This is a genomic window from Bradyrhizobium uaiense (genome assembly GCF_010811875.1).
GTDB classification, from domain to species: Bacteria; Pseudomonadota; Alphaproteobacteria; order Rhizobiales; family Xanthobacteraceae; genus Bradyrhizobium; species Bradyrhizobium uaiense.
Window position 1 is genome coordinate 1 of the sequence record NZ_VKHP01000241.1, and the last position, 14,084, is coordinate 14,084.

The 14,084-nt window shown below is 62.0% G+C and carries 11 protein-coding genes and 1 pseudogene; 4 read left to right on the top strand and 8 right to left on the bottom strand.

The window, feature by feature from the left end:
* A partial coding sequence (locus FNJ47_RS37705) for an ornithine cyclodeaminase family protein (protein WP_163160918.1) occupies positions 1-618 on the top strand: 618 nt, incomplete at its 5' end.
* An 81-nt stretch (positions 619-699) separates the two neighbouring features.
* Here FNJ47_RS37705 and FNJ47_RS54845 read toward each other — a convergent pair.
* The 4 genes and pseudogenes from FNJ47_RS54845 to FNJ47_RS37725 form a co-directional block, all read right to left on the bottom strand.
* A complete protein-coding gene (locus FNJ47_RS54845; RefSeq protein WP_430649450.1) occupies positions 700-858 on the bottom strand; it encodes a YrhB domain-containing protein in 159 nt (52 codons plus the stop codon).
* A gap of 240 nt (positions 859-1,098) precedes the next feature.
* Entirely contained in the window at positions 1,099-3,357 is a 2,259-nt protein-coding gene (locus FNJ47_RS37715) for a xanthine dehydrogenase family protein molybdopterin-binding subunit (protein WP_163160919.1), read from the bottom strand.
* Positions 3,354-3,851: pseudogene (locus tag FNJ47_RS37720) on the bottom strand ((2Fe-2S)-binding protein). Before FNJ47_RS37720 ends, FNJ47_RS37715 begins: the two are co-directional and overlap by 4 nt.
* Positions 3,852-3,855: 4 nt before the next feature.
* Positions 3,856-4,716, bottom strand: coding sequence for an FAD binding domain-containing protein (locus tag FNJ47_RS37725; protein ID WP_163160927.1), 861 nt, complete (start codon positions 4,714-4,716; stop codon positions 3,856-3,858).
* A gap of 343 nt (positions 4,717-5,059) precedes the next feature.
* On the opposite strand from FNJ47_RS37725, the gene FNJ47_RS37730 reads away from it, so the two are divergent.
* Positions 5,060-6,667, top strand: a complete 1,608-nt coding sequence (locus FNJ47_RS37730; protein ID WP_163160920.1) for an ABC transporter substrate-binding protein — start codon at positions 5,060-5,062, stop codon at positions 6,665-6,667.
* A 203-nt stretch (positions 6,668-6,870) separates the two neighbouring features.
* Here the strand turns inward: FNJ47_RS37730 and FNJ47_RS37735 are convergent, their stop codons facing one another.
* Both FNJ47_RS37735 and FNJ47_RS37740 read right to left on the bottom strand, forming a co-directional pair.
* Positions 6,871-8,880, bottom strand: a complete 2,010-nt coding sequence (locus FNJ47_RS37735; protein WP_163160921.1) for an SPFH domain-containing protein — start codon at positions 8,878-8,880, stop codon at positions 6,871-6,873.
* Positions 8,881-9,116: 236 nt separating this feature from the next.
* Complete coding sequence (locus FNJ47_RS37740) at positions 9,117-9,965, bottom strand: SDR family NAD(P)-dependent oxidoreductase (RefSeq protein WP_163160922.1); 849 nt, start codon at positions 9,963-9,965, stop codon at positions 9,117-9,119.
* A gap of 237 nt (positions 9,966-10,202) precedes the next feature.
* Between FNJ47_RS37740 and FNJ47_RS37745 the strand changes: the two genes are divergently transcribed.
* Positions 10,203-10,487 (top strand): hypothetical protein, encoded by a 285-nt coding sequence (locus FNJ47_RS37745; protein WP_163160923.1) that lies wholly within the window; start codon positions 10,203-10,205, stop codon positions 10,485-10,487.
* 69 nt (positions 10,488-10,556) lie between these two features.
* Here the strand turns inward: FNJ47_RS37745 and FNJ47_RS37750 are convergent, their stop codons facing one another.
* Positions 10,557-11,099 (bottom strand): hypothetical protein, encoded by a 543-nt coding sequence (locus FNJ47_RS37750; protein WP_163160924.1) that lies wholly within the window; start codon positions 11,097-11,099, stop codon positions 10,557-10,559.
* Positions 11,100-11,230: 131 nt separating this feature from the next.
* Positions 11,231-11,920: an aspartate/glutamate racemase family protein gene (locus tag FNJ47_RS37755; protein WP_163160925.1), complete on the bottom strand. Its 690-nt coding sequence runs from the start codon at positions 11,918-11,920 to the stop codon at positions 11,231-11,233.
* A gap of 1,070 nt (positions 11,921-12,990) precedes the next feature.
* Between FNJ47_RS37755 and FNJ47_RS37760 the strand changes: the two genes are divergently transcribed.
* Positions 12,991-13,197 (top strand): hypothetical protein, encoded by a 207-nt coding sequence (locus FNJ47_RS37760; RefSeq protein ID WP_163160926.1) that lies wholly within the window; start codon positions 12,991-12,993, stop codon positions 13,195-13,197.
* Positions 13,198-14,084: the final 887 nt, after the last annotated feature.

Below are 14,084 nucleotides of genomic sequence, written 5' to 3' on the forward strand. Positions count from 1 at the left end.
TCCGCGCTTGGCGCAAAATATCTGGCGCGGCCGGATGCCGAGACGCTGCTGGTGGTCGGCGCCGGCGAGATGGCACGCTGGTTGGTGCGCGGCCACCGCACGGTGCGGCCATCGCTGAAGCGGGTGCGGGTCTGGAACCGGACGGTCGAGCGCGCGCAGGAGCTCGCCGCGCTCTTGGAAAGCGACGGCATCGCCACTGAAGCCGTCACCGATCTCGACGCCGCGACAGCCGAGGCCGACATCATCACCACCTGCACCCGCTCGCGCGAGCCGCTGGTCAAGGGCGCCAATTTGCGGCCCGGCACCCATCTCGACCTGGTCGGCGGCTTCACCCCCGACACCCGCGAGTCCGACGACGAGGCGGCGCGGCGTTCGCGCATTTTCGTCGACCGTCGCGAATCCGCCTTCGACGGCGTCGGCGACATCCTGGCGCCGATCGCGAGCGGCGCGATCAAGGAGAGCGACGTGCTCGGCGATCACTACGACCTTGCGACCGGCCAGGTCGCCGGCCGGCTGTCGAATAGCGACATCACCTTCTTCAAGAATGCCGGCGGCGGGCATCTCGACCTGATGACCTGCGAGACGGTGTTTGCGCAATTGGGGAAGGAGTTGCGGTGAGCGCTCGTGAAGGGAGAGTTGTTCAGTAGCCCGCATGAGCGAAGCGACATGCGGGACCACCCTCCCCGGATATCGCTTCGTTCATCCGGGCTGCGATTTTTTGATGGCTATTTCCCACGGAACGGACGTAGGCAACGTCTTCACGGCGCCGTTCCGGTCGACAAATATCGGTCCATTTCCGGCGAGAGCAAAAGCGATATCGCCGGTCTCGATGTATCGGCTGCTATTGTAGAAGAACACCCACCATCGCTGGTCTCAACCGTCTCATCATGAAGGATTGCAAATTCAAGGTCGGACTCTGATGCGCCTGCAATGGCAGTTACCTTCGCTTGTGCCAGCACGTTTGCATCGTCGAACGAGATCATCGCCAAATATTCCACTGATCAGAACGTAGGGCGGGTTAGCGTCAGCGTAACCCGCCGTTGCACAACGCACGAAAGGCGGCGGGCTGCGGCTATCGACTAACCCGCCCTACTCTTCTTACTCCGCGGCCTGCTGCGCCGGTGCGTCCAGCACTTCCGACACCTTCGGCGGTGACATCGGCAGGCTGTAGAAGCGTTTGCCGAGTGCGTTGTGAACGGCGTTGGCGACCGCAGCCATGACCGGCACCAGCGGTACCTCGCCGACGCCCTTGACGCCTTGCGGATGCTTCGGGTTCGGCACCTCGACCAGCGCGCAGTCGAGCATCGGCAGGTCCGAACAAACCGGCATGCGATAATCGAGGAAGCCCGGATTATCGACCTTGCCGTCCTTGTTGTAGATGTACTCCTCGTTCAGCGCCCAGCCGATGCCCTGCGCGACGCCGCCCTGCAGCTGGCCCTCGACATAACTCGGATGCACGGCGCGGCCGACATCCTGCACGGCGGTGTAGCGTATCACCCTGACGATGCCGAGATCGACGTCGACCTCGACGTCGCAGATATGCGTGCCGAAGCCGCCCTCGGCGCCTTGGGTGTTGAGCTGCACGCTGGCGCCGATCGGGCCGCCCTGCGACGGCGCCTTCTCGGCGAGGTCCGCGAGCGTCAGCGGCTCGAACTGGCCGGCATTCGGGCTGACCGGATGCGCGGCGCCGTTCTCCCACTTCACGGCTTCCGGATCGATCTCCCAGATTTTTGCCGCGCGCTCGCGCAACGTGGTTATCACCTTGTCGGCCGCCTGCGTCACCACCATCGAGGAGGCGAACAGCACGCGGCTGCCGCCGGTCAGGTTGGAGAAACCGACGGTTTGAGTATCGCCGATGATGACGGAGATGCGCTTGTAGTCGATGCCGAGCAGCTCGGCGCAGATATTGGCGATGCCGGCGCGCGAACCGCCGATGTCGGGGTGACCGGTGGTGACGACGACATTGCCGTCCTCGGTGATGTTCACTTGGGCTGAGGATTCACCGCCGGCGTTGAACCAGAAGCCGGAGGCGACGCCCCTGCCCTGCAACTTGCCGAGCGGCGCGGCATAATGCGGATGGTTCTGCGCGGCTTGCAGCGTCTCGATATAGCCGATGCGCGGGAACACCGGGCCGTGCGCGGCCTTGGTGCCTTCCTTGGCCGCGTTCTTCAGCCGCAACGCAAGCGGATCGATCTTCAGGGCTTCTGCGAGTTCGTCGAGCACGCATTCCACCGCATAGGCGCCAATCGGCGCACCAGGCGCACGATAGGCCGCGACCTTGGAGCGGTTGGAGCAGACGTCGAACCCCTCCGACAGCACATGCGGAATGTCGTAGGGCGCAAAGCTGCACCCGACCGCGCCGCGGATCGGCGAGCCCGGGAAGGCGCCGGCCTGCAGATAGAAGCTGCCGTGGGCGGCGACGATGGTGCCGTCCTTCCTGGCGCCGATCTTCACCGTGCTCTTCGAGCCCGAGGTCGGCCCGGTCGCGCGCATCACCTCCTCGCGGGTCATCACCATCTTGACCGGGCGGCCGGACTTCTTGGCCAGCAAGGTCGCGAGCGGCTCGAGATAGACGATGGTCTTGCCGCCGAAGCCGCCGCCGATCTCGGCGGGGATGGCGCGGATATCGCTCTGCGGGATGCCTGTGAGCATCGAGGTCATCGCGCGCACCATGAACTGGCCCTGGCTCGACGACCAGATCGTGGTCTTGCCGTCGGCGGCGACCGAGATCAGGCAGGCATGCGGCTCGATATAGCCCTGGTGCACCGGGCGGGTGGTGAAGGAGCGCTCGATCACGATCTCGGCGTCCTTGAAGCCCTGCGCGATGTCGCCCTTCTTGGATTCGATGCGGCCCATGATGTTCGAGGGCTTGCCGTCGAATTTGTTGAACTCGTGCAGGATCGGCGCATCAGGCTTCAGCGCGTCGTCGATCTCGATCGCCCAGGGCAGCACCTCGTAGTCGACCTCGATCAGCTTGCAGGCTTCCGCCGCGATCGCTTCCGTGGTTGCGGCGACGGCGGCAACGGGATGACCGGGGAACAGCGCCTTGTCGCGCGCCATCACGTTGCGGCACATCCAGCGCATGTCCTGGATGCCGAGCATCACGGCACCCTTCTCGATCGTGAAATCGACGACGTCGCGCGAAGTGACCACCGCCTTGACGCCGGGCAGCCGCTCGGCCTTCGCGGTGTTGATCGACTTGATGCGGGCATGCGGATGCGGGCTGCGCAGCACCTTGCCCCAGATCATGCCGGGCATGGTGGTGTCGGCGGCAAACGCCGCGCGGCCCGTCACCTTGTCGACGCCATCGGGCCGGATGGTGCGCTGGCCGATCCATTTGTTGTTGACGACGTTCATCGGCGAACCTCCTGGATTCCTTGCTCCCGCATTTCGGCAGCGGTCTCCATCACCGCGCGGACGATCTTGTCGTAACCGGTGCACCGGCACAGATTGCCGGCGAGTCAGAAGCGGACTTCCTCTTCGGTCGGATTGGAATTCCTGGCGAGCAGCGCCTCGGACGCCACCAGCATGCCCGAGGTGCAGATGCCGCATTGAAGCGCGGCGTGCTCGAGGAACTTCTGCTGCAACGGATGCAGCTTCTCGCCCCTGGCCATGCCCTCGATGGTCCGGATTTCGTGGCCTTCGGCTTCGGCCGCGAGCATCAGGCAGGAGCAGACCAGCCGACCGTCGAGCGTGATCGAACAGGCGCCGCAATCGCCGGAGGCGCAGCCCTCCTTGGAGCCGGTCAGCCCCAACTGCCCGCGCAAGGCATCGAGCATGGTCTCATAGGGCTCGCATAGGAATTCGACCGGCTCGCCGTTGACCGAGGTGGTGACGTGCAGTTTCGGCATGGTGCTAGTGTCCTCCCGCGCGCTGGGCGGCGATCGCGGCGGTGCGCTTCAGCAGCACGCCGGCGGTTTTTGTCCGGTAAGCGATGGTGCCGCGCTTGTCGTCGATCGGACGGCAGGCGGCGCGGCAGGCGGCTGCGGCGGCTTCCAGCGCCGTATCGTCGAGCTTGGAGCCAACCAGCGCCTGCGCCGCCGGCGCAACCAGAAGCGCGGTCGGCGCCACCGCGCCGAGGCCGACGCGGGCGGCGATACAGACGCCGTCCTGCAAGGTCAGGCTGACGCCGATGCCGACCACCGCGATGTCCATCTCGGTGCGCGGGATCATCCGCAGGTACGCGTCGCCCGAGCCCTTGGGCCGCGGCGGCAAGGTGAAGCTGACGAGGATCTCGCCCGGCTTGAGGTTGGTGCGGCCGGGTCCGGCCGGCACGTCCTCGACCTTCATCTCGCGGCGGCCGTTCGGCCCTTGCACGGTGACGACGGCACCGGCTGCGATCATCGCCGGTACGCTGTCGCCGGCCGGCGAGCCGTTGCAGAGATTACCGCCGGCGGAGGCCCGGCCCTGCACCTGCTTGGAGCCGATCAGGTTCACGGCCTCGAGCACGCCGGGCCAAACCTTGCCGAAGCGCGCCTGCTCGGCGAGCTCCATGCCGGAGACGGCAGCGCCAACGCGGAAACCGCCATCGGCGGTCTCGGTGATCTCGGTCATCTCGCCGATCTTCTTGATGTCGACGATCAATCCCGGCCGCACCAGGCCGGAGCGCATTTGCACCAACAAATCAGTGCCCCCTGCCATAATGCGGGCAGCACTTCCGGCGGCAGCGAATGCGCCAATCGCTTCATCAAGCGTGCGCGGTGCTACGTATCGGATATCGGTCATGACGGTTCTTTTGGTCTCCCTCGACTGCTTGTTCGCGCTGCTTGTTCCCTTGGGGGGCATGGCCTTATTGCTGGCCGGCAGGCAGCAAGCCTACACGGCAGGGCGAGCTCCGAACAGCCTGCGAGGTGCGGCAGGAAGCGCAGGCTCCTATGCAGGATGCGGACTTGTGCGGTGCCGACGCAACGCGCGCGGTCGCGGTCATCGAACGTTCACCCGACCAAACCGGGCGCCAGACCAGCGGCATGGCCCTTGCTTGCTTTCAACAACGAATTCGTGAAGCATGCCGGCCGCTGCGGCCTACGTGCCGGCGCAACGACAAATCGGGGGACGGCGAATGGTCGATGTTTCGCGCAGAATGCTCCTCAAGCTCGCGGCCAGCGTGCCGCCGGCCATTGCGGCCCCGGCCATCCTCTCGTCGCGCGCCTTCGCCGCCAAGGGCAAGACCATCACGGCGGTGATGCATTCGGACCTGCGCATCATCGATCCCGGTTTCACCACCGCCTACATCACCCGCGACCACGGCTACATGGTCTACGATACCCTGCTCGGCATCGATTCAGGCTTCAAGGTCCGGCCGCAGATGGCGGACTGGACCGTCTCGGACGACAAGCTCACCTACACCTTCACGCTGCGCGACGGCCTGAAATGGCACGACGGTGCGCCGGTCACCGCGGAAGACTGCATCGCTTCGCTGAAGCGCTGGGCCACCAATGACGGCACGGGACAGAAGCTGATGGACTTCACGGCGACGCTCGAGCCAGCCGGACCCGGGACCATCGTCCTCAAGCTGAAGGAGCCGTATGGTCTGGTGCTGGAGAGCATCGCAAAGCCCTCCTCCTATGTCGCCTTCATGTTGCCGAAGCGGCTCGCGGAGACGCCGCCGGGCAAGCAGATCCCCGAACAGATCGGCTGCGGCCCATTCAAGTTCGTTGCCGCTGAATTCCAGCCGGGCGTCAAGGCGGTCTATGAGCGCCACGCCGACTATTTGCCGCGCAAGGAAAAGCCGGATTGGCTGTCGGGCGGCAAGGTCGCCAAGGTCGATCGCGTCGAATGGATCACGATGCCCGATGCGCAGACCGCGATCAACGCGCTGCAATCCGGCGACATCGATTTCCTCGAACAACCGTCGATCGATCTGGTGCCGGTGCTGGAGGCGAACTCCGATCTCACCGTGGGTGTGCTGAACAAGTTCGGCTTCCAGATCGAAGGCCGGATGAATTTCCTGCACCCGCCGTTCGACAACCCCAAGATCCGCCGCGCCGCATTCCTGGCGATGAACCAGAAGGACGTGCTCGACGCAACCGTGGGCAATGCCAAATATTACGAGATCTGCGGCGCCTATTTCGCCTGCGACACGCCCCTCGCCAGCGACGTCGGCGCGGAGACGCTGATCAAGGGCAACGGCATGGCCGAGGCGAAGAAGGCGCTGGCCGCCTCGGGCTATGACGGCACGCCCGTCGTGATCATGATCCCCGGCGACGTGCAGACCCTGAAGGGGCCGCCGACCGTGGCGGCGCAGCTGTTGCGCGCAGCAGGCTTCACCGTGGACGCGCAGGTGACGGACTGGCAGACCGTGGTCAGCCGACGCGCCAGCCAGAAGCCGCCGAAGGAAGGCGGCTGGAACCTGTTCTTCACTTTCACGGGTGCCACCGAGACGATGAATCCGATCGTCAACAACCAGATCGCTGCGAACGGTAAGCGCGCCTGGTTCGGCTGGCCGGAGAACGCCAAGATCGAGCAGATGCGCGACGCCTACGCGCGCTCCACCACACCCGAGGCGCAGAAGCAGCTCGCGGTGGAGATCCAAAAGGAAGCGTATGAGCAGGTGATCTATATCCCGCTCGGCCAGTTCCGTCTGCCGAGCGCCTGGCGCAAATCATTGACCGGCATATTGGACGGCCCGGCACCGCCGGTGTTCTGGAACGTCGACAAGACGGAATAGCTGCGCGCGCCCAAAATATCGAAAACAACCCCATGCAAAGGAGCCCGCTTCTGCCGGCGTTCGACAAGGCAACTTGACACGTCGGGCAACTCAGCGATACATTTCCAATATTCCGAAATCGCGCAAGCGCACCGCCATGGCCGGGCTTGGACCGGCCATGGCGGTGAGGAAACGTCAGTTTCGGTTATCGCATCGTCGCCGCATCATTGGCCGTTGGTCCGGCGCGCGGCCTTCGGCGCCTCGTCCTTCAGCTTCTCCAATGCGCCGGGCATCATCTGTCCGAACATCGAGCTCAGCATCGCGGTCGGGATCAGCCCCGCGCTGCTGCCTTCCTGTCCCTGCCCGCCCGACATCAGGAATTGCGGCACCAAGGGCTGATTGATCCGCGTCAGGGCGTCGGCGAATTTTGCAAAATTCTGCTCGGCAAGCCGGTACTCCGGCCCGCCATAGGCATCGACCGACAGCTTGGTCGCCTGCGCGTTGGCGGCGCCGACCGCAAGCACCCGGTCGGCCTCACCCTGGCCTTCGAGCCGCGACTGCTCGCCGACCGCGGCCGCCGTCACCTTCCTCGTTTCGGCATCCTTTTGTGCGCGGGCGAACGCCGCCGCGCCCTCGTTCTCGTTGACCCTGACCTGGATCAGCGATTGCGTCAGTGCCGTCTGCGCCGCCGCCGTCGCCTTGGCTTCGTTCAGCGCGCGCTCCTGCACCGCGGCCTTCTCCTGCTCCTGATAGGTCTCGATCTGCTCGCGCGCGATCTGGCGCGAGCGGAGCTGGATCAGGATGTTCTCGATGGTGTGGTCGCCGGGGGCCGCCCGCGGCGTGCCGATCAGGACCTCCTGAAGATCGAGCGAATAGCTCTCGAACCTCGCCTTCATGTCGTGTGCAGCTTCCTCCTGGATCGCGGCGCGGTTCTGCAACAACTCGATCAGCGTCATCTTCTGCGCGATGTTCTTGAAGAACGCGCTGACCATCGGGTCGAGCGTCTGCTCGACCAGCTTCTTCACGTCGCCGAAGCGCTGGATGATCATCGGCGCCTTCTTGTAGTCGATATGCATCACCACCGAGAGCGGCAGCGTCGGCTCGAACGCGTCCTTGGTGATCAGCGAGATCTCCGACAGGTTCTCATCGAGCTTCATCGCGCCGACCTCGCCGCGCATCCATTTCAGGATGAAGTTGACGGTTGGGATCACCTCGATCTTGCCGGCATAGGTGTTGAAGGCATACTTGCCCGGCAACAGCGGGTCCTTCCAGACGCCGCGGCTGCCGTTGAGCACCAGCTCGCCATGGCGATACTGCTCACCCGAGACGTCGTCGGTGCGCGGGCCGGTATAGAAGATCACGACGCCGACATTGCCGACCGGGATCACCGTCTTCGGCACCGCCTCGACGGTCGCGAACAGGCGATTGATGTACCAGGTGCCTTCGACGATGACCTGGAGCTGGCGGCCGCGATAGCCGCCACCCTTCAGGAATTTCTCGGGCTCCTGGAAGTTGTTATGAAAGGTCGCAGTGTCCCGCAGCTCGATACCGACTTCGGGCGCGATGATCTCGCCCGGAGGCAGCGACGGGCCGTCATGCACGGTGACGATGCCGACCAGGTCGTGATCGGCCGCCAGCACGACCGGGGCAAAGCCCCAGCGCTCGGTGATCGTGAGCTGCATGCTCTCGAGCACGCCGCGCTCGCGCTCGCTCAGCGCGTGACCGTAGACGCGCTCGTCGGTGATGACCGCGAACTGGGTCGTGTTGATCGCATAGGTGCCTTCGCGCAGGATCTTGCGCTGCGGGCCCTTCTGGCCGCCGCCGAGCAGGAAGCGGCGCGTGTCCTGGAAGTCGGACTTGTCTTCGCTGTCGTTGGCGCCGAGCACCTGCGAAGGCTCGAGCGGCGCACCGTCGCGCGCGAACACATAGGCGATCTTGCCCTGGCCGACGGTCACGAGGTCCGAGCGGTGGATCCGATACATGAAGGGAAACATCACGTGCAGGCCGCCGCGCAGCACCTCAGGCTCATAGCCGGCTTCGCCGTTGAGCGCGATGAAGCCGCCGTCGATCGAGCCCTTCACCGCCCACAATTTCTCGACAATGCCGACCTGGTTGTTGGGAATGTAACGAAATACGTTCGATATCCGCAGCAGGATCACACATGCGACCACGGCTGCGATCCAAATGGCCGGTTGGGTTAAACCTGAACCATTAAGAAAACCGAGGAAGTCCATAGCCCATCTCCACAATTCGCAACTGGGCGGTTTGGAACCCAAACCTGCACCCAAGAATTGCGGTGCGGAGATGGTGCGCGGCCTTGCGGGCACAAGGCGCGAACATTATTCGCGCTGCCAATCTTTTTTGAAGACAGGATGAACCGGCGAACGACTCGCGCGACGTTGATCTGCGCGACGGCGCTGCCGCAGTTGCGCATCATTCGCAGCGTGGCGACCCTGCGCGATAACCAGGCTCAACGTTTCGGGTCACGCCCGCGGATATGGTCAAAGCCTTGCTTGATTGCGGCGAAGCGCGCTTCGACCACCGGCTCGAATTCGAGGTCGGTAAAGATGTAGGGCCAGTCGTTTTCGACGCCTTCGCGGACGAGTTCACCGACATACGTGGGATCGATGCCCTGAGAGATGCGTTGGCGAACCAGATTGATCCGCTCGGCAAGCGGGCCCGAAGTCGGCAAGGTACGGGCCGCCCCCTCGAAGCGCTTGGGGAGGTTGCGCGACGAGTCCATGATGTGAGTGCGGATGAACCCGGGACACAACACCGATACGCCGATCCCGCGCGGCGCGAGTTCAGGCCGCAGGCCCTCGGACAGCGCGACAACGCCATACTTTGAAACGTTGTAGGCCGTGCTTCCCCCTGAAATGAGGCCGGCGAGCGAGGCCGTGGAGACGATGTGTCCACCCTCGCCATGCTGCTCGATCAACGGCCCGAAAATCTCGATCCCCCAAATGGTCGCCATCAGGTTGACGCCCAGGGTCCAATTCCAGGACGTGTCGGTCCAGGTGCCATAAGGCCCCCCGCCGCCGACGCCGGCGTTGTTGACGAGGATATGCACCTTGCCGTAGCGGGCCGTCGTGGCTTCGGCCGCCGCCGCGAGTTCGGCCTTGAGCGAGACGTCCGCTTTCACACCATCGACATCGACATTGGTGCGCCTCAGTTGCTCCAGCGCCGCGGACAGTGCCGCGTCTTCAATATCGCAAAGCATGACTTTCGCCCCCGCCTGAGCAAAAGCGGTCGCGATCCCCAACCCAATACCTGACGCCGCGCCGGTCACGAACGCGGTCTTTCCTGCCAGTTCCTTCACGCGCATTCTCCCCCGTGCAAGCGGACACCCTTGGCCGTAAAACGCCAAGCATCTCGAGACGCCATATCACTGCACTTTCAAGCGATTGGGAAGTGTGCGGGATGTCCGCTCTTGGGCCCCAAAGCGGACGTCCGGTATGCCGACCTTGGAAACGAACAAGCAACCAAATTCGATGAGCACGATCCCTAGTGTAGTTCGCATGCTATACAAGCGATGCCCGGTCACGCGAGGCAAGCTATGACGACATCCACAATCAGAGAATGGATCGTAGAGTCGATCAATAGCATCATTTCTGGACAGCCGTTCACTCAAGCGGATTTCGACGCCCAACCGTTGAATGGTTGGGAGGAGATAGGGCCAAAGCCAGGTATTGTTATTCGGTCGGATAGAGAGCCCGCTTACTTTGCTTGGTTGGCTCTCCAATGGTGGGTAAACGATGACGACATCAGAGCCAAAGACTTCGAATATGGTGAGATGAGAAAGCGAGAGCTCCAGAGCTTCCTCGAACGAATGGAACGCTGAAGAGCCTCCAAGGGCAGGCCCGATGCCACGTCCGTTCTTGGCCGGCCCTAAGCCGACGGTCCGCCCGCCTTATCTTTTTGTAGGGGTGTAGACGGTGAAAACAACTTCAAAACCAAGGGCGGCCAACGCTTCGAGCGTCTTTGCTGGTATAGTAAATTCGGCGGCATGAGGCTTGGCGCCTGCCTGTATTCCAATGTTTGCCTTCCGAGATTTCAACCGGCCCCAAATCTTCTCTCCCTCAGGCGGAAGTGCCTCGATCAGACCGATGATCTCCAGCATGGTTGCGTCGAGAGAGGCGAACTGTCCCGCAAGCTCTATCGAGGCACCGGTGCCATTGTGACCGAGCACGACGATTGAGGGCTCAACCACTCTCAGGAAGCCTGCGACGTCGTCAACTTCGCCACGAAGATCAATGTCCACGTTGAGGAAATCGGTGGAAGCCGCACTTATCGCGATGGTCGGTGGGTCAAGATCGGCAAGTTCGGCCCTTATGATCGGATCGCCGTTTGCTAACGAAATTGTGCTCAAGATGCCGCGAAGCGAAAATTCGACTTCGAAAATCTCTCCGGTCTTCGCCTCAAGCTCGAATACGTTCTTGTGGTCCTCCGGCACGGAAGCATTTGAGCTTCTCCTGCGGCCCATCACAATGGTAGGTATTCGCGTCCGCTTAGTCATACTGGGAGCTTAGCCTCCCTGTGAACATCAAGCTAGGTTTGGAACGTCGCCTTGTGGACCCGAACCGGTCATTCGAGCGCGTGGTCCAACACCGCTTTGCAATGTATCAGTGTCGTGTCGAAAACCGGCATCTCGACATTGCCTTCATTGAGCAGCATTCCTATCTCTGTGCATCCCAAAATCAGGCTGTCGGCCCCCGACGCAGCAAGCCGCTCAGCGATTGCTACATAGGCCGCTCTGCTCTGTTCGGTCGTTACGTCCTTGCAGAGCTCCTCGTAAATGATCCGGTGTATTTCCGCTCGGTCGCCGGGATTTGGGATGACGGGCCTAAGACCGGCGGCAATCAATCTATCGGTATAGAACGACTGCTCCATCGTGAAGGAGGTTGCCATCAAACCAGGCGTCCGAAGCCCCTTCGCCTTGATTGCATGTGCGGTCGCGTCAGCGATGTGAACAAACGGGATATGAACTCCCGCCATCATCTCATTCGCAAGCTTGTGCATGGTATTCGTTGCCAAAACAATGACCTGTGCGCCTCCGCGCTCCAGCGCCCTGGCCCCCTCGTTGAGAATAACTCCAGCGGCCGTCCAATCGCCCTTCATCTGGAGGGTTTCGATCAGGGCAAAATCAAGAGAGCGGATCAGCAACTCGGGAGAGTGAAGTCCGCCAAGCCGCTCCCGCGTCATCGTGCATAGCTCGCGGTAGTAAATTTGGGTCGAAGCCGCAGACATTCCGCCCAGTATGCCAATGGTCTTCATGTACGTTCTCTGGATGATTGCGGCCTGGCATAACACTTGATTGCGACTTCCGCTTCTGGGCCCTTAGCGGACGTCGCGGCGGTCAGCCGTCTTTGTCGGTTTTTGACCCGAAGCGGATGATTGTAGGCGCCTGAACGGCCAGCTAAGGTAATCTGCTGATAGTCACATGAGTTGAATATGTCTGACTTCGCTAAGTGGAGATGTCGTGCTGACCGCGATGCGACGGCTTTCGCGTATAGCCTAACAGAACGCGGCGGAGCCGACAGGTGCGACTGTGCAGGCTGTCGGAATTTTAAGGCGGCACGAGCCGACTGCTTTCCTCCCGAGTTCATTGCGTTGCTCGGCCAACTAGGGATCGATCCCAGCAAGGACGCAGAGGTGTATCACAACGCCCGTATCGTTCCGGGCCGCCACGATTATGGTGGATGGTATTCATTTCATTGGTACCCTCGACGGAATAGGTGACTTTCCACCTGTCAAACTCGGACCGGATTTTAGCGCGTGGATGTGTCGGACCTCAGCGCTAAGACTTCCAAGCCTGGAAGGTAAGCAGGTTGTGCAGCTCGAATTTCATGCCGCGGCGGTGCCGTGGCGGCTAGACGAGCCCGAGATAGAGTGATGGTCCCAGCTCGGGTCTGGTCTGGATTTGGCCCGTTTGAGACATGCCGATTGTGTCGCGCAGTGTCCGCTTTCAGAGGTAACCCGGACGACATGTGCTCGGGCTGAGTTCTTCTCAGTTTGACCCACAACCGACATTCGGTTGTGCCGAACTCCGCACTCCTGGTTCCTCGTCGAATGGAACATCGCGTCGCGATTGGAGATCAACGGAACGAAAGCCCCCGCCGGGCTTTAAGCAACATGAGACCGTCGCTCGCCGGTAGTTAAACGGCGCATGTCGCGGATAGCCAAAGGTCGCTGCCAGCGACCCGCTGTTCTTAATACAAGCGCTCGCGCGGATAGCCAAAAGCGGCGGTCTCCAGTTCATTCAAATCGCCAGCCCGGCCCGACACGTTGCGGGGAGCGTTGGGTTGCCGGTGGCGTCGTTTCGAACGAAACGAAGGGCTCCCGCAATGCGCAACCGGATCGACATCAACTACGTACACAGTCGGGCAATTCGCGAACAGGAAGCAGAGCGACAGGTTGAGGTCGCACGTTTTCGTGCCATGGAACAAGAGGTCACTGATCCTCTTGCGGCTCGTTTACTGCATGAAATAGTTGAGGAACTCGAAGCCGACTTAACGAACCAACAACAAGGCATACGTTGGGGATCAGGCTGAATTCCATTGGAACGAAAGAAAAACCTCTGTCTTGTCCTCTCAGAAAAGGAGGACGCTCATGGTCTCTCGGACCGCCAAGGCTGCCTGTGCTTCGGCTTGGAGCACGTATTTGTTGCTCCACCAAGAGGTGAATGAAGATGATGACCGGCGTGCCGCGCTACACCGGTACGTTACAAACCTATGCGACGCTGGCGAGCAGAACCCGGATGCCTTGCGAACAGGTGGTCTGCTGTATTTGCGGATGCTAGACCGGTGGGGTGCAGAGTGGGAGCCACGACTCGCGAGCTACAGGGCCCTGCATAAGCAATCGAAACGCGCTTCATCGGGATGCACCTAACGTAGGGCGCGATCCCCCACTTCTCGGTGAGCCCCGATCATGAGCAATGCCATCGGGGAAACGCCACGCGCATCAAAAGATTTTGAACGAGTACCGTAAAGGTGCAATCCGAATTGATCGGGCAACAAGAAAAACCCCTGAAATTTCGGTTCCCTAAACTTGTGAGATGGGCAGAGTTTTCGGCTCCTGCCATTGTCGGCGGATGATGTCGCCGTCGGAGATGCGTGAACGGGCCGACCAATGTGATGCATTGGCCTCCAACCATGGCGACCCCACCGGCCGCACCATTCTTCGCGAATGGCGTAATATGGCGGCACAGGTGGACATGCTGGAGCGCGAGTTCGCGTACCGGATCATCCGCAGGCGGTGCCAAGAGTAAAGGCGAGTTGGCGACCTCTTTCATTTTCGCGGATGTCGCCTGTTGGCCCAGGCCGTGTAAAAAATCGCGCAGTTTTGGCGCTGATTTGGTCGCTCAGAAGGCCGACCTCACGCCCGCATCGCCTCCAGCAATCCGCCCACGCCGACGATCGTCATTACGCGCTTCATATTG

Bases quoted from the DNA above. Each gene is read 5' to 3' on its own strand.
- FNJ47_RS37715 (WP_163160919.1), bottom strand. From the start codon at position 3,357: ATGAACGTCGTCAACAACAAATGGATCGGCCAGCGCACCATCCGGCCC.
- FNJ47_RS37730 (WP_163160920.1), top strand. From the start codon at position 5,060: ATGGTCGATGTTTCGCGCAGAATGCTCCTCAAGCTCGCGGCCAGCGTG.
- FNJ47_RS37735 (WP_163160921.1), bottom strand. From the start codon at position 8,880: ATGGACTTCCTCGGTTTTCTTAATGGTTCAGGTTTAACCCAACCGGCC.
- FNJ47_RS37745 (WP_163160923.1), top strand. From the start codon at position 10,203: ATGACGACATCCACAATCAGAGAATGGATCGTAGAGTCGATCAATAGC.
- FNJ47_RS37755 (WP_163160925.1), bottom strand. From the start codon at position 11,920: ATGAAGACCATTGGCATACTGGGCGGAATGTCTGCGGCTTCGACCCAA.
- FNJ47_RS37760 (WP_163160926.1), top strand. From the start codon at position 12,991: ATGCGCAACCGGATCGACATCAACTACGTACACAGTCGGGCAATTCGC.